The following is a 19900-nucleotide window of genomic DNA, read 5'->3' as shown; positions in this document are numbered from 1 at the left end:
CTCTGATCTTCTCGTCTCATGATGTGGTACGAGGCGGTCGGATCCCGGTCGCTCGTTACACTGCACCAGCAATGAGACGGATTGAGCGAGGAGCGCACGTGGGCCTTGTCGTGCAGAAGTACGGAGGCTCCTCCGTAGCCGATGCCGAGGGCATCAAGCGTGTTGCCAAGCGGATCGTGGATGCCAAGAAGAACGGCCACCAGGTGGTCGTCGTGGTTTCCGCGATGGGCGACACGACGGACGAGCTGATCGATCTCGCCGAGCAGGTATCCCCGATGCCTGCCGGGCGTGAGTTCGACATGCTGCTGACCGCCGGAGAGCGGATCTCGATGGCCCTGCTGGCCATGGCGATCAAAAACCTGGGCCACGAGGCCCAGTCGTTCACCGGCAGCCAGGCAGGCGTGATCACCGACTCGGTCCACAACAAAGCGCGCATCATCGATGTCACGCCGGGCCGGATCCGCACCGCGCTGGACGAGGGCAACATCGCCATCGTCGCGGGCTTCCAGGGGGTGTCCGCGGACTCCAAGGACATCACCACCCTCGGCCGGGGCGGCTCGGACACCACGGCCGTCGCGCTCGCCGCGGCGCTGGACGCCGAGGTCTGTGAGATCTACACCGACGTCGACGGCGTCTTCACCGCGGACCCCCGGGTCGTGAAGAAGGCGAAGAAGATCGACTGGATCTCCTCCGAGGACATGCTGGAGCTCGCGGCCTCCGGTTCCAAGGTGCTGCTGCACCGCTGCGTCGAGTACGCGCGCCGCTACAACATCCCGATCCACGTCCGCTCGTCCTTCTCCGGACTGCCGGGCACCTGGGTCAGCAACGAGAATCCGCAAGGGGACGCGCAGGTGGAGCACGCCATCATCTCCGGAGTCGCGCACGACGTCTCCGAAGCCAAGATCACGGTCGTCGGTGTCCCGGACAAGCCGGGCGAGGCCGCGGCGATCTTCCGCGCCATCGCGGACGCCGAGATCAACATCGACATGATCGTGCAGAACGTCTCCGCGGCCTCCACGGGCCTCACGGACATCTCCTTCACCCTCCCCAAGACCGAGGGCCACAAGGCCATCGAGGCGCTGGAGAAGGCGAAGGGCGCGATCGGCTTCGACTCCCTGCGCTACGACGACCAGATCGGCAAGATCTCCCTGGTCGGCGCGGGCATGAAGACCAACCCGGGCGTCACCGCCTCCTTCTTCCAGGCGCTGTCCGACGCGGGCGTGAACATCGAGCTGATCTCGACCTCCGAGATCCGCATCTCGGTCGTCACCCGCCAGGACGACGTCAACGAGGCCGTCCGCGCCGTGCACACGGCCTTCGGCCTCGACTCCGACAGTGCCGAAGCAGTCGTCTACGGAGGCACCGGACGATGACCCGCACCCGGTCCTCCGGCCCGGCACTCGCCGTGGTCGGGGCGACCGGAGCAGTCGGTTCCGTCCTGCTCAAGATGGTGTCCCAGCGGGCGGACGTCTGGGGCGAGATCCGCCTGATCGCCTCCGCGCGTTCGGCCGGCCGCATGCTGGCCGTCCGAGCGGAGGAGACCGAGGTGATCGCCCTCACCGAGGACGCCTTCGACGGCCTCGGACCGGGCGATGTCGCCCTCTTCCTCACCCCGGCCGACGTCTCGGCCCGGTGGGCCCCCGTGGTCACCGCGCGCGGCTCGGTCGTCATCGACCTGTCCGCCGCCTTCCGGGAGGACCCCGAGGTCCCGCTGGTGGTGCCCGAGGTCAACGGGCACGCCGTACGGATGCGGCCGCGCGGGATCGTCGCCGGCCCGGACTGCGTGACTGCCACCATGATCGCGGCCCTGGGCGCGCTGCACTCCGGGTACGCCCTCCGCGACCTGGTCGTCTCCTCGTACCAGGCCGCGAGTGCCGCCGGGCGGGCCGGCTCCGAGACGCTGCGCCGCCAGCAGTCGCTGGTCGCCGGGACCTCCCTGGGTGAGCAGCCCGGGGACGTACGACGCGCCGTGGGCGAGGACACCGGCCCCTTCGCGGCCCCCCTGGCCGCCAACGTCGTGCCCTGGTCCGGTGAGCTGCGGGCGGACGGCTGGTCCTCGCACGAGCTGGCGGTACGCGGGGAGACGCGCCGGATCCTGCAGCTGGAGCACCTCCCGGTATCGGTGACCTGCGTCCAGGTGCCGGTGCTCACCGGGCATTCGCTCACCGTGCGGGCCCGGTTCGAGCGTGAGGTGGAGGCCGCGCACGCCCGGGAGATCCTGGAGGCCGCGCCCGGCGTGGTCCTCGTGGACGACCCCGCGGCCGGGGAGTTCCCCACCCCCGTGGACGCCGCCGGGACCGATCCCGCCTGGGTGGGGCGGGTACGGGCCTCGCTCGACGATCCTTACGCCCTGGAGTTCTTCGTGTGCGCGGACAATCTCCGCAGGGGCGCAGCGCTGAACGCCACACAGATCGCGGAACTGATCGCGGGTGAATTTGCGTAATCCGCTTTGTAGGATCGGTCCTGATCCCTTGATCAAGGTGATGGCCCGACTGCCGTCTCGATAAAGACGGGGCAATCGGGAAGAGCGGGTACGCATGAGGGCAATAGGGATTCCGCTGGTGAGGATGCCTCACGCGTACAACCCTGATGGGGGGACGCGTGTCCAACCGGCGTGGCAGACACACTGCTCGAACCGGCCGTCCGTCCGGCGCAGATCGGGATCATCCCGTCGCGCCGGGGTCCGCGTACGCCCGGCGGCGGTTTCCCCGTGATCGTGCCCGTCCCGCCGGCGGGGCCGGCAGAGGCGCCCGCACGCACGGCCGTACCGGTCAGAGGCGGCCTCGTGCCCGCGCCGCGCGACAGCGCTGAGACGGACGTGAGCAGCAAGGGCGAGGCAGAGACGGCGGAGACGTGCGAGACGGCTGAGACGGCCGTGACGGCCGTCGTCGCCGAGGTGGTGGCCGGCACCACCGTCGACCACCTCACCGCGACCTACCAGGCGCACTACCGCTCGCTCCTGGGCCTGGCCGCGCTGCTCCTCGACGACACCGCCTCCTGCGAGGACGTGGTCCAGGAGGCCTTCATCCGGGTGCACTCCGCCCGGAACCGGGTCCGCGACCGGGAGAAGACCCTGGCGTACCTGCGCCAGACCGTCGTGAACCTCTCGCGGTCCGCCCTGCGCCGCCGCATCCTCGGGCTCAAGCTGCTCTCGAAGCCGATGCCGGACATGGCGAGTGCCGAAGAGGGCGCGTACGACCAGCTGGAGCGGGACGACCTGATCAAAGCGATGCGTGGACTGCAGCGCCGCCAGCGCGAGGTGCTGGTGCTGCGCTACTTCGCCGACATGACGGAGTCCCAGGTCGCCGAAACCCTCGGAATATCGCTCGGCTCGGTCAAGGCGTACGGATCGCGGGGCATTGCCGCGCTGCGGGTGGCGATGGAGGCTGCGCAGTCATGATGGACGACCACACTCCGCCGGGCGGGGAAGAAGAGCTCCGCATCCTCCTGCGCGGGGCCGTCGAGGGCCTGCAACCCTCCGCGAACGCGCTGGCGCGACTACGGGATGCCGTCCCCGCGCGCCGGACCCGCAACCGCCGGGCCGCCCTCGTCGGCGCCGCCGCGGCGGTGCTGCTCGCCGGGACGACGATCCCGGCCGCACTGCACCTGTCCGCCGCCGATGGCGCGGCCACGGACCACCCGGCGATGGCCGGGCACGGCGCGGCCACGGGCGACCGGCACGACGCGCTGCCCTCCGACCCGCACCAGAACGGCTCCGGATCCCTGCCGAGGTCGACCCACTCCCTCGGCGAAATCCCGTCCGCCGGCGGGGGCACCGGGCAGCCGAACGCCACGGCCGGCCCCCCGGCGGACGGTCTGACGGCAGGCCCGTCGGGCGCCGGGACCTCCGCCGGACCGGCCGGCTCCGGAGGCTCGGTGGCGGGCTCGGGCCCGCTGCCGCCGGTGGCGGCGCCGGGAGTGCCCGTGTGCGGCGCGGACCAGCTCGGGGTGGTGGGCTCGGCCCGGGCCCCGGAGACCGACGGAAGGGTGTACGGCAGCTTCCGGGTCACCAACGTCTCGGCGCAGGGCTGCGCGGTCAACGGCCAGGACACCGTGACGGCGGCCCCGGCGGCCGGCACCGGGACCGTCGCGGCCTCCGGGGTCGCCGTGGTCGGCCATACGGCGGGAGATCCGGCGAGCGGGCTGCTGCCCGATCCGGCGGCGGCGGCTCCGGCGCTGGTGCTCCCGCCGAACACGGCGTACGAGGTCCGCTTCGCGTGGGTGCCGTCGGGGGAGACCTGCGCGTCGGCGAATCCGGACGGGGGCGAGAAGTCCCCGCAGAGCGACGCGGTGGGTGCCACGGGCGGTACGGGGAGCGGAACGGCCGCCGAACCGCAGGCGGGCGCCTCCCCTGCCCCGGCCGGCGTGGCCGTCTCGCACACCCCGCAGTCGGGGGCCGCGACCACGCGGACGACGATCCCCGAGGCCTGCGGCGGAACGGTGTACCGGACGGGCGCGATCCCGCTGCCCTAGTGCTGTGACCGGAAAGGTTCACCGGGTCACGACGCCCGGCACGGCACCTCGCCGCGTTGTCGGACCGCGCAAGTACGTCCAGTACGAGCCGCGGCCCTCCGCCTTGCGATGCACCACACCGGACGCCGCAACCCGGCAAACCTTCCCGGCCACAGCACTAGCGGTCCAGCGGGACAGGTGGGAGCGGGGACGTTCCCGGGTCGGCGGCGGCCGGACGGGCGGTGGTGCCGGTCGCGGTACGCGCCCCGGTACGGCGGATGAGGAACAGCGCGAGGAGTGCGGTGGCGGCCAGGACTGCGGCGGAGAGGGCGAAGGCGGCCTGGTAGCCGGCGGTGAGGGCTTCCAGGGGTGGCCGGTCGGTGGATGCGTGAGCGGTGACGGAGCCGGCCACAGTGGCGAGGGCTGCCAGGCCGATGGCGCCGCCGACCTGTCGGGTGGTGTTCACCAGCCCGCCGGCGAGACCCGCGTCCTGGCGCGGTACGCCGTCCACGGCGAGCGCGGTGAGCAGGACGAAGGCGATGCTGAGGCCCAGCCCGACCAGGACGCTCGGCCCGAGCACATCGACGAGGTAGCTCCCGTCCGGCCGCATCCATGACAACCACAGCAGACCGGCGGCCTCGGTCAGCAGGGCCGCGGTCACGGTGGCGCGGGTACCGATGACTCGGGCGACGCGCGGAGCGAGAGCGGATCCGATCATGTGGGCGGCGGCAAGGGGGAGTTGTCCGATTCCGGTGATCAAGGGGCCGGACCCCAGAACCTGTTGCTGGTAGAGCGGCAGGAAGAAGAACAGGGCGATCCATACGGACCCCAGCAGGGCCATCAGCACATTGCCCGCGGCGACCCGGCCGGCGCTGAGCAGCCGCGGCGGTACGAGCGCGTTCGGCCGGCGGCGCTCGATCATGTAGAAGGCCACGAGCAGCACGGCGGCGGCGCCGAGGGCGCCCAGCACCCCCGCCCCGGTCCAGCCGGCGCCGCGCGCCGTGGTCAGCCCCCACACCAGGCAGGTCAGGGCGAGGGTGACGACGACGGTGCCCAGCAGGTCGAACTGCTCGCGCTTCCCATCACCCTGCCGTCCGGCCCGAGCTCCGGCGTCCCGCGGCACCAGCGCCACCACGGCGGCCAGCACCACCGCCGCTCCGAGCGCCACCGAGTGGAAGATCCAGGGCCAGCCCCATGCCTGGGTGAGCACACCGCCCAGCAGGACCCCGCCCGCCGCTCCCGCGCCGGAGACCGCTCCCCACACGCCCAGTGCCCTGCCGCGACCGGGGCCGGGCGGGAACCGGTCCATCACCAGGGCGAGCGCGGCCGGGGCGATCGCGGCGGCGCCGACACCCTGCACCGCACGGGCCGAGATCAGCACGCCGGAGGAGGTGGTCAGCCCCGCCGCCACCGAAGCCAGCGCGAACAGGGCGAGCCCGCCGACCAGCACCCGGTGGCGGCCGAGGAGATCGGCAACCCGGCCGCCCGCCAGGAGCAGTGCCCCGAACGCCAGACCGTAGGCGTTGACCACCCAGGTGGTCCCGCCGTCCGAGAGGCCCGCCCCCGCGCGGATCTGCGGCAGTGCCACATTGACGATCGAGGTGGCGAGCATGACGGTGAACTGGGCCGCGGCGAGCGCGGCGAGCACCGTTCCCGGCCTGGGGGCCCGGCCTGCTGCCCGGCCCGTCTGCGTGAGTGCAACGTTCATGCCGCACAGACTCGACGCGGACGGTGTCCACTATCCAGGCCCGACAGGAGCGGCCACTGTCCACTCCTGTCCGCACCTGTCCACCCGGCCCAGCCCGACGGCGCGCGTCCGCCGCCGCCAGGGCGTGTTGTGAAAGTAGCGCCGGGCGCCCCGCAGGCCAGGCGGGACTTGCACAACACGCCCTAACGCGGGTCGTGCAGCTCCTGCTGCCACAAGGCCTCACAGAGCAGGTCAAGGCCCTGGCGCAGATGGCGTCGGTAGGTGCCGTACGGGAGACCGAGACGGCGGGCGGCGGCCTCCTGGGTGGGCGCACCGGAGAAGTATCCGGCCGTCAGGGCCTCCCGGGCACGCACCCCGCGCGGGTCGAGCCCGAGGTCGTCGACGGCCCCGCGCAACAAGGCACGCAACTCCCCGACAGGAGTGTCGAAGTCGGCCGCGAGACGGGAACGCATCAGCGCACAGGCGGCGAACGCGTCCGCATCGCGCCAGTGGGCCAGGGCCTCGCGTACGGCCTGGTCGAACGCGGTGCGCGAGACGGGCGACGGTCCGGACGGGGCAGCAGGCGCCTCGGTGGCCGATATGAAGTGCATGAGCCAGGTTTCCACCGGCAGTTGCCGCCAGTCGACGCCGAACAGTCCGTACGTGTACTCACCGACCCGCGGCCGCGCCCCCGTGTCCGCCAGCGTGCCCTTGACCCGCTCGGCCCACGTTTCGGCGTCCTGGAATACGGCGAACCCGTACGCGCGCCCGCGGGCGCGGGCCGCCTCCGCCTGGGCCCGGGAACTGCTCAGATCGATGACCCGTGAGGGCACCTGGTACTGCTCGGGGTAGATGGAGAAACGGCTGATGCCGATGTGCTCACCGGGGCTCACGGGGCCGGTGTCCTCGGTGTACCGCCAGGCGGCGGCCACGACCGGATCGGTGGCCAGGTCCTGGGCGTCGGGAGGGGACGGCAGGGCCAGCCGCGCCGTGAACGCCACGATCCGGCCCGTGCTCACGAGCCGGTAGACGCTGAACGCCTGCGGCTGACGCCGCGCCCAGTAGCGGACCAGGTCCGCCGAGGCGGCCCCTTCCGTCTCGGTGGCCATGTGCAGGATGACATCGATGTCGTCCGGGTGCAGCGGACGGTCGTGGACCTCGTCCTCGCGGGACCAGGAGCGCAGCCGGGCCAGCGTCGCGCCCTCCCGGAACAGGTAGAAGAGATCGTCGGTGACGGTCCACACCCGCTCCTCGGGCGCCTCGCGCAGGATGCGCAGGTACTCGTCCGCCAGGCGTTGGCGCATCGCCTCGAAGGCGTTGGGCGCCCGCCAGCGCAGGTCGGCGGCCAGCGTCTCGCGTGCCGCGTCGTGCGGATGCAGTCCCCGCAGAGTGGACTCAATGAAGGGCAGGTCGCGCAGCCACGAGAAGAGCGGATGCACATCTTCCCCGGGGAGCACCGCGGCCAGGAGCTCCTCGGACGTCGAGTGGGCCTGCGCCGCCACCTCCAGGGCGCGGCGGTGCGCCGCCGTGGGCACCTCCCCGATCAGCCCCGCCAGCAGGGTGCGCAGCACGTCCGCCGTGGGCGCCCAGATCTCCTCCCGGCCGCAGCCCTCCGACCCGGCCGCCGCCGCCAGCGACAGCGCCAGCGGGTTGCCCCCGGCGAAGCGCAGCACCCGGTCCCGGAGTTCGGGCCGGATCCGCGCCGCCACCAGCAGGCTCCGGGCCTGGTCCGCGGAGAACGGCTCCAGCTCGCTCACGTGCAGGAGACGGGACCAGGCCGGATCGGCGGCCCACTGCGGCTGCGGAGCCCGCCGGCCGCCCAGGACGACCAGAGTGTCGTCCGCGGCACGCGGTAGGAAGTGGTGCCACAGCCAGCTCTCCAGCCACTGGCAGTGCTCGAACGAGTCCACGAACAGGACCGTTCCCGGTACGTCGAGGAAGGGTCCGGCGGCATGCTCGAAATCGGCCGGGTCCCGGCTGACGAACCGGCCGTCGAGCTCGACGAGCAGCCGGCCGGCCGCCCGGGCGTGGTCCGCCAGCCGCCGCAGCAGCGTCGACTTCCCGATGCCGCCCGGCCCGTACACGTAGAACGCGAACGGCGCCTGCGGATCCCCCGCCAACGCCTCCGCGAAACGCCCGAGTTCCTCGTCCCGGCCGACGAAGGCCTGTACGCGCGCCCTGCTCAGTCTTTCCCCCACGGACACCATGGCGGCTCCATCCCTTGTTCTTTCCGGCAGTGGACAGCGGTTGCGGTGGCCCGGATCTCTCGCGGACCCCCTGGGGCGTTCGCGAAGCGGCGCTCCGTGCGGGCCCGTGCCCCTCACATGACGAGCCCGAGCTTCCCGTCGTCGGCGTGCCCGGTGACCAGGAGGGTGGTCTCTTCGACGCGCCGGAAGCGGCCGTCGGAGGCGAGCTGGGCGAAGAGGTAGACCTCGGTACGGGAGGTGTGGCCGTCCTCGTGGACGAGGGTGACGGTGTGGCGGTCGGCGTAGCGCGATCCGTCCCTGAGTTCGTCGTGGACCTCGATGCGCCCGCTGCGGATCAAGGAACGCAGGCGCGTCATGTGCTGGGTGAAGGAGGCCCGGTCACTCCACACGCCGTTGGTGCGCTGACGGTAGTCGGGGGTGAAGTGCCGGTCGATGGCTTCGGTGAGGCCGAGGCCCGGGGTGAACAGCAGGTCGTTGATGGCTCGGGTGATGTCGGTCGATGTCATGGTCGTCTTCGCCTGAGGGGAGTGGGGGGTGTACGGGAGAAGTCGGGGCTCCTGGAGCCGCGGAGGACAGCGCCCTGGGGGAGCCGGGGGAGCGGGGGGAGGACGTACGTCGGCATCATGCACGTCCGTCACGGCCGGTGCCGCGTCAGGGGACGGGGGTGAAGTCCAGCGACAGCGAGAGCGGACCCCGGGTGTAGAGGCCGGCTTCCTGGTACCGGAAGCCCGGGCTGTAGCGGACCTGGTCGAGCAGGGGCAGGAGCATCGCGGCGACGGTTTCGAGCTCGGCGCGCGCGAAGGCGGTGCCGACGCACTGGTGGAGTCCGGTACCGAAGGCCAGGTGCTGGGCGGCAGCGGTGAACGAGCGGGAGGTGCCCAGGTCCGGGCGGTGGATGTCGAAGGTGTCCGGGGCGGTGAAGGCGTCGGGGTCTCGGTTGGCCGCGCCGATCATGCAGAAGACGGTGGCACCCGCCGGCACGGTGGTGCCGGCGAACACGGTGTCCTCCGCGGCCTGGCGGGGAACGAGCTGGACCGGCGGGGTGTAGCGCAGGGTTTCGGCGATCGCCGAGCCGAGCAGGTCCGGATCCCGGCGGACCTGCGCCATCTGCTCGGGATGGTCGATGAGGTGCTTGAAGAGCAGGGCGAGGGTCTTGTCCGCGGGCTCGGTGGAAGCCGCCAGAACGTTGATGATCAGCGCGGTCACGTCGCGATCACTCATGGCGATGCCGTCGAACTCGGCGGTGCACAGCTTGGATATCAGGTCGTCCCCGGGAGTACGGCGCCGCTGTTCGATCACCGGGAGGAGATACGCCTCCAACTGCTCGGCGCAGTCTATGCAGTGGCGGCGGCGCTCGGGGGTGAGGGTCAGGCCGGTGATGAATTCGGCCACCCCGCTGTGCCAGGCGGCCACCTTCCGCCAGTCCATCCGGTCCAGGCCCAAGACGTCGAGCGCCACGAGGATGGCGAAGGGCTTGCCGAAGTCGTTGACCAGGTCCACCCGGCCCAGGGCGAGGAACGGGGCCATGAGCGCAGCGGCGTTGGCGTGGATGACGCGTATCTGGTCCTGGAGAGCCGAGCCGGTGAAGGCCCGGACGACGATTCTTCGTTTGGCGGTGTGCTCGGCCCCGGTCATCTGGGCGAGGACCGGCCCGCGCATCACCGGCTCGGCGCGTATCTGCAGCGCCTGGGTGGTGAACCGCTCATGGTCGGTCAGCACCCGCTTCACGTCCTCGTAGCGGGAGAGGAAGTAGCTGTCGATCGCCGGTTCGTAATGCACCGGAGCCTGCTCCCGCAGCTGCGCGAAGTAGCGGTCGGGGGCAGCGGCGAAGTCCTCGGACAGGACGCTGAATTCGGTGTCTACCACAGGCATGGAAAGGACCTCTCGCACTGCGCAACGCATGGAAAGAACAAGAGCGGGGGTCGGCAAGGGCGCCCCGCCCCGGTCCTGGCCGAAGGGGTTCCGGCCGGCACGGCCGCCTGCCCCTCTCGCGTTCGCGAGAAACAGAGCAGGCAGGCAGTCCGGCCTGCAAGACGAGCGAACGGCGGCGTGGGTTCCGCTGGTTGGGACGACTTCGCACCCGGCCATTGGGTGGAAACCGGCGCAAGATCCGCAGCTCTCGGCCCCGGGTCGGCGGTCTGACGGGCCGTGACCGCAACAGGAACGGTCCCTGGCCGACCGGCTCCGAGCGCTCGGAGCGGACCTCCCCGCACCCGTCGGCAGGAACGATCAATTGAGCGGAGCTATGCAAACGGCGTTTAAAGTGAGCCTTGTTCGAAAATGGACCCGAAAGGACATACCTTGAACGCCTCGTCAGGCCTATCGACCGCCGTCGAGAAGGAAGAGAAGCCGGGATGGGGGTTGCCCGCGGCGCTGTTCACGGTGCTGTCCCTCGTGCTCCGCCTGACCGAGGTCCGGTCCTGGTGGGCCTTCCTGTGGGCGCCGTTGTTCGTGCTCGCCGTCGGCACGGTGGCGTACGAATGGCGGGTGACAGCCCGTAGCCGGTGGCGCATGGGCCCCATGGAGTGGGTGTTGCTGCTCGTCACCCACCTCGGTCTGCTTTCCTCACTGGCGAGGGTCTTCGGTTGGCTGCCCCGATAAGGGCGGCGCAGGCGGAACCGGCAGTACCGGTCCAGGCGGTGCGGGATCAACGACTGCGACCCGGGCCTGCACACGGCCCGGGAAGTGAACGCTGGACGGCCGAGGGCCTGGTGGCCGAGCCGCGCTACCACCAGCGGACCGGATACCGGGCTGCTCCCCGGTGCAGACGGGACGCCGCGAAGCCGCCGACGACGAGGACCACGGTGGCCCCGAGCAGCAGGGGGACGAACCGCGCGGGTGCCGGGGCCTGCAGCACGACGACGACGGCGGTGGCGCAGGCGGGTGAGTGAGGGGTCCGGGCGAGCGTGGTGGCGGCGAACGTCAACCCCCCGGCCAGCGCCGCGCTCCAGGGGCTGCTCTGCGACAGCGCGAGGGCCATGTACCCGGCGCCGGCGCCCAGGAGGTGCGCCACGACGACGCTCCGGGGCTGGGCCATGGGAAGGGTGGGAGCGCTGTGCAGGACTCCGGCACTGGCGGCAAGGGACGGTATGAGGACCGGTTCGCTGATCACCGCCCCGACGGCCGCGAGCACCAGCAGGACGGTGGTGACCGCGCTGACCCCGGGAAGGGCCGCTGCCGCGCCGCGCCAGGCGGAGTGACGGCGCCCGCGCCCCGTCGTCGGGAGCGGTACTTCGGCACAAGGCGCCTCGGGGCCGGGCGCGCGCCGGCGGGGCAGCACGGAGTCAGCGTTCACGAGGGCGGCTCCTGGCACGGCGGTACACGGGTCCAGGCGCACGGGAGGGGCCGCGCACCGCCGACCACCCTGCACCGCCGATCTGTCACCGCCCTACAACGCCTGCGTGGAGCGGCCACACCGACGGCCCGCCGGGGGGCGAGGGGACGCGCGAGCCGTATCCGCTGCCGTCGGGGAGTCGTCCGGCGTCCGGCTGCCGCGTGCTCTTGGATGGGGGGCGACGGCACGCTGCGCCGCCGGATGCTGGAACGGTCCTGACGCCGCCACTCACCCGGAAAGCTCGGCCCGCCACTGCCGTGGCCACTGCCCCGACGGTGGTGGAGCTCCCCCTATGCCGAGGTCGCGCCGCGCGCTCTCGTAGAAGGCGTCACGTGCCGCACTCGCGAGCCGATGCGCCTTGGTCCACCTCTCGCCGTCGACCGCGCCCTCCCGCACCAGCAGCTCGACGGTCCAGACCGTCTCGTGCCAGCGCCGCGCCGCAGCGATCGTCACCGCGTCCCCGACGAGCAGGACGGACTCCCACTCCGTCACCCGGTGGGACTCCGCGGCGGCGAGCATGGGCAGACCCTCGGCCGGTGCCATCGGATCGGCCACGTCCGCGAATCCGAGAGAGGCGCCGATGCGTTGGGCGACGCGAAGCTGCGCCTTGAGGGCATTGGCGTAACGGCCGTACGTCTCGAACCGCTTCTCGTCCCACCGCTCCTCCCGCTGCCGCCTCCACCGCCGACGCTCGGTCAAGGTCTGCACGGCGTAGGAGCCGAGCGAACCGACCCATGACACCTATCAGGGCGGGCAGTTGATCGAGTAACGCCACAGTTCCTCCCCCGAACCGTTTCCCTGTCACCGCACGATAGCCGCGCCCCGGCCGTCAGCCCTACCCGCCTTCCGCACGGTTCGTTCCTTCCGGCCCGGGACGGAATACCGCAACCCGTGGAAGCCGACCGTAGGGTGGCCGGAACGGACCCAGGAGGACAGGCATGGCGAGCATCGTGATCGCGCAGACGACCGTGGACGACGAGACGAAGGCGCATGAGATCGCGCGGGCCGCGGTGGAGGCCCGGCTGACGGCCGGTGTGCACATCGACGCGCGGATGACGACGTTCTACTGGTGGAAGGACGCCGTGCAGCACGAGCGGGAGTACCGGATCTCCTTCAAGACGACGGCCGAGAAGGTCGCCGAATTGCAGGCGTGGGTGCATGAGCGGCACCCGTACGAGGTGCCGCAGTGGATCGTGCTCCCGACCGCCGGAACGTCGGAGGAGTACCTGGCCTGGGTGGTGAAGGAAACCACGACCGGGTAGCTCTCGCCCCACCCCCAGGATGGTGGGGGCGAGGAGGTCGGTGAAGGAGGCGGCGAGGAGGGTGGCGATCGCGGAGGGGCCGACCTCCGGGCCGTCGAGGCGTCGATGATGCTCGGGACGGGCAGGTCCCTGGTTCAGTCCGCCGTCGGGCCGTCGACGGGGATTGCCAGTGCGTCGGCGAGGGCGGTGAGGGTCGCCCCCAGGGGGAGCGCGACGCGGGTGGCGGCGTGCCGGTCGCCTCGCGTCGGGTCCCTGTTGACGATCAGTACGGGTTTTCCCGCCTGGGCTGCCTGGCGGACGAACCGGAGGCCGGACATCACCGTCAGCGAGGACCCCAGGACCAGCAGTGAGGTCGCCGCATCGACCAGTTCGCGGCAGCGCTCGACCCGGTTCGGGGGAACGGTTTCGCCGAAGAACACCACGTCGGGTTTGAGGATGCCGTCGCACTCCGAGCAGGGCATGACGGCGAAGTCTCCGACCTGTTCGTCGGTGAGGTCGGCGTCACCGTCCGGATTCAGTTGGGCGGCCACGGGCTCGAAGCCGGCATTGGCCTCTTCCAGCCGCCGGGCGACTTCCCGGCGCGTGCAGGAGGCGCCGCAGGAAAGGCAGACGACCCGGTTCAGACTTCCATGGAGTTCGACCACGTCCTCGCTGCCGGCGGCCTGGTGCAGGCCGTCGACGTTCTGGGTGATCACCGCCGAGAGCAGGCCGTGCCGGCCGAACGCGGTCACGGCCCGGTGCCCGGCGTTGGGCCGGGCGCGGCCGAAGGTGCGCCAGCCCAGGTGGCTGCGTGCCCAGTAGCGGCGCCGGGCGTGGGTGCTCGTGGTGAATTCCTGGTAGGTCATCGGGGTGTGCCGGCGCAGGCTTCCGCCGTCACCCCGGTAGTCGGGGATGCCCGACTCCGTGGAAAGGCCCGCCCCGCTGAGCACCAGCACGCCGCCGGCCCTCAGCGCGTCGGCGACCGGCTCCGGATCCGTGGTGCCGGGCCGCGGGGCGTCGGTGGGGGTCCAGCTCAGAGTGGGGCGCGTACGCATGCAGCCAGCGTACGTAAAGGGCCCGGCCCCGGCACCCGGCACCGGCACCGGCACCGGACCGTGCCCCGTCTGGCCCCCGGCCTGACGGGCTGGAGCCCGACGCACCGCTGAGCCGCGCCACGGTGGGGCTCACGGCGCGCCCCCGGCTGCCGGTGGCGCGAGGCCGGGATCACGGACGCGTCCGCCGCCCGCCGCGCGCCGGACCCGGGTGGGCGGTTTCCGTGTCCTTCAAGGGGTCAGCCGATGCGGACAGTGATCTCGGGGAGGGGTACGTCGGAAAGGTTCAGCTGGAGACCGGCCAGGGTCAGGTAGGTCTGCGAGTCGGTCAAGGCGGAGGTGGTGGACGGCGCCTGCGTCTTCCCGCGCGTGCTCACGATCAGGTACCAGCCCCCGCGCTTGTAGCTGCGGGAGGCGTCGGGCCGGTCGCCGTTCGGGTTCAGCGTCCAGCCCTGGCGCTCCAGGTCGGCGCAGATGGCGTTCATCTCCGACTGTGCGGCGGTCTTCTCGCGGACGGCCGTCCAGCCCGTCCTGTTCGAGTCGGCGCCCGCCGCGCCGATCGGGCGGCCCTGCGCCGGATCCAGGCCCGCCGCGCTGATCGCGGTCCGGATCACCTCGTCCACGGCGTCCCGTGCGAGGGGCGGTGACGTGGGCTCCGGTGTGGGCGCCGCCTCGGATGTGGACGGCGTGGTCGCGGGCGCGCCCAGGTGGATGCGCCCGTCGTCGCCTATCTGGATGTGATCCGGCAGGACCACGGCGGCCAGACTCAAGATCAAGGTCGCGGCCAGCCCGATCCACACCCTCTTCAACAGCGCGTTCAACGCGGAACTCCCCCCGAGTGATCATTCAGAGGGAGTCTCACACATCCTGCCCGGCGCCCGGCAGCCGCCGGACCGGACAGCCCTGCTTGTCCGCCGCGGTGGCGCCGCATTACGGTGCCGGGGTGGACCTCTTCACCCGTTCCTGGACGGCGTTGCGCACGGCGGTCGCCGAGCTCCCGGATCCGGACTTCGCACGGCCGTCGGGCTGCGCCGGCTGGCTCGTACGGGACCTCGTGTGCCACCTGGTCATCGATGCCCAGGACGTCCTGATCACCCTCGCCACCCCCGCCGCGACGGAGCCGACCGTCGATGCGGTGACCTATTGGCACGTCGAGGACCGGCCCCCGACCGGCGAGGACCCGCTCGACGCCCTCACGGTCCGGCTGGCCGCCGCCTACGGGGACCCGCACCTGCTCCGGTTCCATCTCGACGACGTCGGCTCCGCAGTCGGCCGCGCCGCCGAACTCGCCGATCCGGAGGGCAGGGTGGGAACCCGCGGCGAGGTTCTCACCGTGGGCGATTACCTCGGCGCGTACGTCCTGGAGTGGACGCTGCACCACCTCGACCTGGTCGCCCACCTCCCCAATGCGAGGACCCGCCCGCCCGAGGAGAGCCTGGCCCGCTCCCGCGCCATGCTGGAGCGGATCGCCGGGGCGGCGTTCCCCACGTCGTTCACCGACCGGGACGCACTCCTGGTCGGCACCGGCCGTGACGCGCCCACCGACGCGCAGCGCGCCGAACTGGGCGACGCCGGGGTGAGGTTCCCGCTCGTTTTGGGCTGACCCGCCCGCGCCGCTCGTTGGCGCGGACCGCGAGCAACGCCATGCCTTCGCTTGCGGCCCGGTCGGGGAGCGCAAGCAGGGGCCCTGGCGCGGTGCCGGTTCTGCCCGACCGTTCGGGCGAGGTGACCGGAGCCGGAACGGCGGCGGCCCGCGCCGGCATCGCACATCCCACCCCGGCGGGCGACGGCACGGACGCCCACGCAGCCGCCGGGCCACCGCCGCGCATCGGTGTGTGCCGTCCGCCGCTTGCCGCCCCGTTTCCGGGGTAGCCGCGAGAGCGTGAGCTACGTGAACCGGGGCAAGGAGTACAGCCGCGACAGCCGGTACATCACCACCCGCATCACGGCGGACGGGCGCGACGGGTTCCCCGTGGAGGCGGGCCGCTACCGACTGGTGGTCAGCCGTGCCTGTCCGTGGGCGAGCCGGGCGGTGATCGTACGCCGGCTCCTGGGGCTGGAGAACGCCCTCGGCATGGCCGTCGCCGGGCCCGAGCACGACGACCGCAGCTGGTCCTTCCACCTCGACCCGGGCGGCCGTGACCCGGTGTTGGGCATCGAACGGCTGCGCGACGCCTATCTCGCCCGGGATCCCGGCTACGACCGTGGCGTCACGGTGCCGGCGATCGTGGACGTACCGTCGGGCGAGGTGGTGACCAACGATTTCAGCCAGATCACGATCGACATGTCGCTGGAGTGGGGGTCCTACCACCGGGCCCGGGCGCCCGATCTCTACCCGGCCGCTCTGCGGCCGGAGATCGACGCGGTGAACAGCGTGGTCTACGAAGAGGTGAACAACGGCGTCTACCGGGCCGGGTTCGCCGGGTCACAGCAGGCGTACGCGTCGGCCTACGAGCGCCTCTTCGAGCGGCTGGACTGGCTCTCGCAGCGACTTGAGGCATCCCGGTACCTCGTCGGCGACACGATCACGGAAGCCGACGTGCGCCTGTTCACGACCCTCGTCCGCTTCGACGCCGTCTACCACGGCCACTTCAAGTGCAACCGGCACAAGCTGAGCGAGATGCCCGTCTTGTGGGCGTACGCGCGGGACCTGTTCCAGACACCCGGCTTCGGCGACACCGTCGACTTCGACCACATCAAGCGCCACTACTACCTGGTGCACGACGACATCAACCCCACCGGCATCGTGCCGGGGGGCCCGGACCTGTCGGGTTGGCTGGAGCCGCACCGGCGCTCGGCGCTCGGCGGTCGGCCGTTCGGTGACGGCACTCCGCCTGGGCCGGTGGCTCCCGGCGAGGAGGTGCCGGCGGGCCACACCGCGGCAGCCGGCTCTCGGCGACAGAACCACTCCGCTGGTCCCTGGCCGACGACGACCGTGAGCGCGTAGCGCTCCTGGGCCCTTGGCGAAAACTGGCAGTGCCGTGCACGAGCGCTATGGTGCGGGGTCGTGGACCCTACTGATCTTGAGCACCGGGCCCGGACGCGGTCCGGCTGCATTCCCCCCGAGCTGGCGACGCGGCTGCTCGAACGCGGCCACGGCGACGTGGTGGAGCTGCAGGCGGGACGCGGGGAGTGGTTCTGCGCCCTGGCGTGGGCGCGGTGGCTGGGTGAGCAGGGCCGGCAGGCGGACGCGTGGGAGGTACTCACCCCGTACCTGGCGACCGGCTGGTGGACGGCCGTCGCGGCCGCGGCGGAGTTGCTGGAAGGCTGGGGCCGCGTCGACGAAGCGATCGAGATCACGCGGGTCCGCATGAAGGCCGGACACCCGCTGGCACTGGAGTCCTACACGCGCCTACTTGCCCGCCGTGGCCGAGCCGAGGAGGCGTTCACCCTGCTGCGCCCGCACATCGGTGAGCTCTCCTTCGCCGTGGCGCTCGTCGACGTCGCGGGCGCCGCCGGACGTGACGAGGAAGCCGCAGCTCTGCTCGCCGCCCGGACCGAACACCGGTGTTCCGACTTCCCGTGGTGCTGCCGAGGCATCGATCGCGACACGGCGATCGGGCTGCTCGCCACGATCCGCGAACGCCAGGGTCGCACCGACGAGGCGATCACCCTGCTGCGCACCAGTGGCCCCACTCGACTCCATAACCGAGAGCAACTGGCCGCGCTGCTGGCCCGGCACGGCCGGCTCGACGAGCTGCGGACCGCTGCGGCGAGTGATGACTCGGGGTGCGCCGTGCAACGGCTCGCGAGGTTGCTGGAGGAGCGCGGCGACGTGGAAGGGGCGATCGCAACATACCGGCGGGTCGAGGGACCCGTGCCCCGCGACCCCCACTCGGCTTTCGAGCTCGCGCAGCTCTTGGCCCGGCACGGCCGGGGGAACGAAGCGATCGAGGTGATGCGCGTCCACGCCGCCACCCGCAACGACGACGACCTGGTGCTGCATGCCCTGTCCGCACTGTGCCTCGACCAAGGCCGCCCAGAGGTGGGCCTGGCGCACCTCGACGCCCTCGCTGCCGGCTGCGGACGCGAGGAGGAATGGGACCTGTTCCGGATACGGCTGCCGCTGATCGCCGCCCGCGATGGCGTCGACGAAGCGGTCGCGCAGGCCCGCTCCCACCCCGAGGGCGCCAAATGGTACGCGGCGCCGCACATCGCCGAGCTGCTCGCCGGCGCCGGACGCACCGAGGAGGCCGTCGCGGCCCTGGAACAGCACGCCTCCGCGAACCGCCACGGCCTGGCCGCCTACCTCATCGACCTCGGCCGCATCGAGGACGCACTGGCCGTTCTCCATCGTCCCGCCCCCCGACCGCCCGAGCTGTGGGACGGCGCCCGGCACGACGATCGCCTGCGCTGAGGGGATCGTCGCCGTAATGGCGGTGACGGTGCTGGAACCAGCGATATGTGCATCGACTTCTGCGTGATCAACCCGAATTGCGGAGAGCCTCCCACGGGTATCCACTGGATGTAGGCGTGCTCCGGCCGCCCACGAAAGTGACACACTCTCTTTCGCGACGGGGGATGACGGGAACGGCGCCTGCACGGAAGTCTGCCCGTCGGTCACGTCGGAAACGCTGCCGACCCGCAGATGGTACGTCGCCCATTTTTCCGAGAGGGCCTGCTTTTCATTCGGCATGAGCCCTGGCCCGGCGGCGCCCCGGCCGGATCGGCCCCTTACCGCGGGCGCTTGATCACGAAGGGTTAAATGGCCAGAATCCCGGTCGGATCCCAACCGGCGGGTAGGGCATTCGAGCCCCACAGCAATCGCGTCTACGTCGCCAACAGCGGCGACGGCACCGTATCGGCGATCGACCTTGCCGCCCCCTGAGGGTTGCCCCGTAACTGATCTTTGGCAGCACGAGAGTGGCCGGCCGGGATCGCGTCTCAGGGTCCCTTTGGGGAAGCACTGACCTCGGTTCACCCCTGCGACCGCACGACACAGCAACGGGTGGCAGGTGGCTCCTCCCGACAACGTGCGGACCTACCGGCCCGGGGAGAGGAGCAGGGCCCCTGCTAGTGTGCGCCGATGCCGACGATCAAACAGTTCCAAGTGACCTTCGACTGCGCGGATCCAGCGAGCCTCGCCGCCTTCTGGTGCGAGGTGCTGGGGTACGTCGTACCGGCGGTCCCGGAGGGCTTTGCCACGTGGGGGGAGTACCACCGCTCGCTGCCGCCCGAGGACGAGATCTACTTCGCGTGCACTGATCCCTCGGGTGTGGCCCCGCGCCTGCTCTTCCAGCGAGTTCCCGAAGGCAAGGTCGTCAAGAACCGGGTGCATCTCTGTGTGCGGGCCGGCGCCGGGCTCGTGGGTGACGAGCGCCTGGCCACTCTCGAGGCCGAATGCGGACGGCTGATGGCGCTCGGCGCGAAGCACGTGCTGACGCAGCGCGCCGATGGCGTCAACGAGTCGTGCATCACGATGCAGGACATCGAGGGCAACGAGTTCTGCCTCGCCTGATTCTCCTCCGAGACTGCGAGGTGGGGAGCCGTCTCCCGGGGACCGCTCAGGTCCCGCATGCGGCGGGAGTCATCCCATGAGAACGAGGTGGTGTAGGCGGGCAACGCCGTGCATCGCGTGGCGCACGCTGTCGCCTCTCAGGCGGCAGTCGCGCAGGATCTTCCAGGTCTTCATCCGGGCGAAGGCGTGCTCGACGCGGGCGCGAACGAGTCGCGGCTGCTGCGTGGCCGACGTCCTCGCGCAGGGCGGCGACGCGTTCAGGAGGGCTGGTTGAAGCCGTCGTTGACGGCGTCCCAGCGTTCCTGGCTCCGGGCCCACTGCGCACCCTCGTATCCGTTCCACGCTTCGGCCTGCGCGGTGTTGACGAAGTGGCCCATGGGTGGACACATCCCCGCCTGCGCGGAAGCGGATGGTCATGGGTGAGGCCCAGAAGCACTTGAAAGGGAAGAAGGCCGGCCCCCCGGGTGCG

18 protein-coding genes and 2 pseudogenes are annotated in these 19900 nt (G+C 71.6%); 10 read left to right on the top strand and 10 right to left on the bottom strand.

What is annotated here, in order from left to right:
• Positions 1 to 98: 98 nt before the first annotated feature.
• From ACWGIU_RS00875 to ACWGIU_RS00860, 4 genes are all read left to right on the top strand, one after another.
• Positions 99 to 1373: an aspartate kinase gene (locus tag ACWGIU_RS00875; RefSeq protein ID WP_030726444.1), complete on the top strand. Its 1275-nt coding sequence runs from the start codon at positions 99 to 101 to the stop codon at positions 1371 to 1373.
• Positions 1370 to 2443, top strand: coding sequence for an aspartate-semialdehyde dehydrogenase (locus ACWGIU_RS00870; RefSeq protein WP_453701561.1), 1074 nt, complete (start codon positions 1370 to 1372; stop codon positions 2441 to 2443). Before ACWGIU_RS00875 ends, ACWGIU_RS00870 begins: the two co-directional genes overlap by 4 nt.
• 222 nt (positions 2444 to 2665) lie before the next feature.
• Entirely contained in the window at positions 2666 to 3400 is a 735-nt protein-coding gene (locus ACWGIU_RS00865; protein WP_453701576.1) for a SigE family RNA polymerase sigma factor, read from the top strand.
• Positions 3397 to 4473: a hypothetical protein gene (locus tag ACWGIU_RS00860; RefSeq protein ID WP_453701560.1), complete on the top strand. Its 1077-nt coding sequence runs from the start codon at positions 3397 to 3399 to the stop codon at positions 4471 to 4473. Before ACWGIU_RS00865 ends, ACWGIU_RS00860 begins: the two co-directional genes overlap by 4 nt.
• 157 nt (positions 4474 to 4630) lie before the next feature.
• Here ACWGIU_RS00860 and ACWGIU_RS00855 read toward each other — a convergent pair whose 3' ends face one another.
• The 4 genes from ACWGIU_RS00855 to ACWGIU_RS00840 all read right to left on the bottom strand — a co-directional run bounded on the left by ACWGIU_RS00855 (position 4631) and on the right by ACWGIU_RS00840 (position 10218).
• Positions 4631 to 6160 carry an MFS transporter gene (locus ACWGIU_RS00855; protein WP_453701559.1) on the bottom strand — a complete coding sequence of 510 codons (1530 nt, stop codon included), beginning with the start codon at positions 6158 to 6160 and terminating at the stop codon, positions 4631 to 4633.
• Between the two features lie 182 nt (positions 6161 to 6342).
• Complete coding sequence (locus ACWGIU_RS00850) at positions 6343 to 8337, bottom strand: AAA family ATPase (protein ID WP_453701558.1); 1995 nt, start codon at positions 8335 to 8337, stop codon at positions 6343 to 6345.
• A gap of 122 nt (positions 8338 to 8459) precedes the next feature.
• The gene (locus tag ACWGIU_RS00845; RefSeq protein WP_453701557.1) at positions 8460 to 8852 is read right to left on the bottom strand and encodes a nuclear transport factor 2 family protein; all 393 of its coding nucleotides are present in this window, start codon (positions 8850 to 8852) and stop codon (positions 8460 to 8462) included.
• Between the two features lie 145 nt (positions 8853 to 8997).
• Positions 8998 to 10218, bottom strand: coding sequence for a cytochrome P450, cyclodipeptide synthase-associated (locus ACWGIU_RS00840; RefSeq protein WP_453701556.1), 1221 nt, complete (start codon positions 10216 to 10218; stop codon positions 8998 to 9000).
• A 429-nt stretch (positions 10219 to 10647) separates the two neighbouring features.
• On the opposite strand from ACWGIU_RS00840, the gene ACWGIU_RS00835 reads away from it, so the two are divergent.
• The gene (locus ACWGIU_RS00835) at positions 10648 to 10947 is read left to right on the top strand and encodes a hypothetical protein (protein WP_453701555.1); all 300 of its coding nucleotides are present in this window, start codon (positions 10648 to 10650) and stop codon (positions 10945 to 10947) included.
• Positions 10948 to 11071: 124 nt separating this feature from the next.
• Here the strand turns inward: ACWGIU_RS00835 and ACWGIU_RS00830 are convergent, their stop codons facing one another.
• Both ACWGIU_RS00830 and ACWGIU_RS00825 read right to left on the bottom strand, forming a co-directional pair.
• Positions 11072 to 11641: an HPP family protein gene (locus ACWGIU_RS00830; protein WP_453701554.1), complete on the bottom strand. Its 570-nt coding sequence runs from the start codon at positions 11639 to 11641 to the stop codon at positions 11072 to 11074.
• 267 nt (positions 11642 to 11908) lie between these two features.
• Positions 11909 to 12421 carry a hypothetical protein gene (locus ACWGIU_RS00825; RefSeq protein WP_453701553.1) on the bottom strand — a complete coding sequence of 171 codons (513 nt, stop codon included), beginning with the start codon at positions 12419 to 12421 and terminating at the stop codon, positions 11909 to 11911.
• Positions 12422 to 12618: 197 nt separating this feature from the next.
• On the opposite strand from ACWGIU_RS00825, the gene cutA reads away from it, so the two are divergent.
• Positions 12619 to 12942, top strand: coding sequence for a divalent-cation tolerance protein CutA (gene cutA, locus ACWGIU_RS00820; protein ID WP_453701552.1), 324 nt, complete (start codon positions 12619 to 12621; stop codon positions 12940 to 12942).
• 134 nt (positions 12943 to 13076) lie between these two features.
• Here the strand turns inward: cutA and ACWGIU_RS00815 are convergent, their stop codons facing one another.
• Both ACWGIU_RS00815 and ACWGIU_RS00810 read right to left on the bottom strand, forming a co-directional pair.
• On the bottom strand, positions 13077 to 13976 hold the full coding sequence (locus tag ACWGIU_RS00815) for an NAD-dependent protein deacetylase (RefSeq protein ID WP_453701551.1): 900 nt from the start codon (positions 13974 to 13976) through the stop codon (positions 13077 to 13079).
• 236 nt (positions 13977 to 14212) lie between these two features.
• A complete protein-coding gene (locus ACWGIU_RS00810; protein ID WP_453701550.1) occupies positions 14213 to 14794 on the bottom strand; it encodes a hypothetical protein in 582 nt (193 codons plus the stop codon).
• A gap of 122 nt (positions 14795 to 14916) precedes the next feature.
• On the opposite strand from ACWGIU_RS00810, the gene ACWGIU_RS00805 reads away from it, so the two are divergent.
• From ACWGIU_RS00805 to ACWGIU_RS00790, 4 genes are all read left to right on the top strand, one after another.
• Positions 14917 to 15576, top strand: coding sequence for a maleylpyruvate isomerase N-terminal domain-containing protein (locus tag ACWGIU_RS00805; RefSeq protein ID WP_453701549.1), 660 nt, complete (start codon positions 14917 to 14919; stop codon positions 15574 to 15576).
• Between the two features lie 279 nt (positions 15577 to 15855).
• Positions 15856 to 16920 carry a glutathione S-transferase family protein gene (locus ACWGIU_RS00800; protein ID WP_453701548.1) on the top strand — a complete coding sequence of 355 codons (1065 nt, stop codon included), beginning with the start codon at positions 15856 to 15858 and terminating at the stop codon, positions 16918 to 16920.
• Between the two features lie 60 nt (positions 16921 to 16980).
• Complete coding sequence (locus tag ACWGIU_RS00795; RefSeq protein ID WP_453701547.1) at positions 16981 to 18330, top strand: tetratricopeptide repeat protein; 1350 nt, start codon at positions 16981 to 16983, stop codon at positions 18328 to 18330.
• Between the two features lie 669 nt (positions 18331 to 18999).
• Complete coding sequence (locus ACWGIU_RS00790) at positions 19000 to 19431, top strand: VOC family protein (protein WP_453701546.1); 432 nt, start codon at positions 19000 to 19002, stop codon at positions 19429 to 19431.
• 69 nt (positions 19432 to 19500) lie between these two features.
• Here the strand turns inward: ACWGIU_RS00790 and ACWGIU_RS00785 are convergent.
• Together ACWGIU_RS00785 and ACWGIU_RS00780 are read right to left on the bottom strand one after the other, a co-directional pair.
• Positions 19501 to 19641: pseudogene (locus tag ACWGIU_RS00785) on the bottom strand (IS5/IS1182 family transposase); the annotation flags it as partial.
• Positions 19642 to 19694: 53 nt separating this feature from the next.
• A pseudogene (locus ACWGIU_RS00780) lies at positions 19695 to 19808 on the bottom strand (class I SAM-dependent methyltransferase); the annotation flags it as partial.
• Positions 19809 to 19900 lie beyond the last annotated feature (92 nt).

Source organism: Streptomyces sp. NPDC054840, from assembly GCF_053611065.1.
Note: the sequence above shows the minus strand (reverse complement) of the source record. Positions and strands in the feature narration are given on the sequence as shown.

Bases quoted from the DNA above. Each gene is read 5' to 3' on its own strand.
- ACWGIU_RS00860 (WP_453701560.1), top strand. From the start codon at position 3,397: ATGATGGACGACCACACTCCGCCGGGCGGGGAAGAAGAGCTCCGCATC.
- ACWGIU_RS00815 (WP_453701551.1), bottom strand. From the start codon at position 13,976: ATGCGTACGCGCCCCACTCTGAGCTGGACCCCCACCGACGCCCCGCGG.
- cutA (WP_453701552.1), top strand. From the start codon at position 12,619: ATGGCGAGCATCGTGATCGCGCAGACGACCGTGGACGACGAGACGAAG.
- ACWGIU_RS00855 (WP_453701559.1), bottom strand. From the start codon at position 6,160: ATGAACGTTGCACTCACGCAGACGGGCCGGGCAGCAGGCCGGGCCCCC.
- ACWGIU_RS00845 (WP_453701557.1), bottom strand. From the start codon at position 8,852: ATGACATCGACCGACATCACCCGAGCCATCAACGACCTGCTGTTCACC.
- ACWGIU_RS00840 (WP_453701556.1), bottom strand. From the start codon at position 10,218: ATGCCTGTGGTAGACACCGAATTCAGCGTCCTGTCCGAGGACTTCGCC.
- ACWGIU_RS00870 (WP_453701561.1), top strand. From the start codon at position 1,370: ATGACCCGCACCCGGTCCTCCGGCCCGGCACTCGCCGTGGTCGGGGCG.
- ACWGIU_RS00790 (WP_453701546.1), top strand. From the start codon at position 19,000: ATGCCGACGATCAAACAGTTCCAAGTGACCTTCGACTGCGCGGATCCA.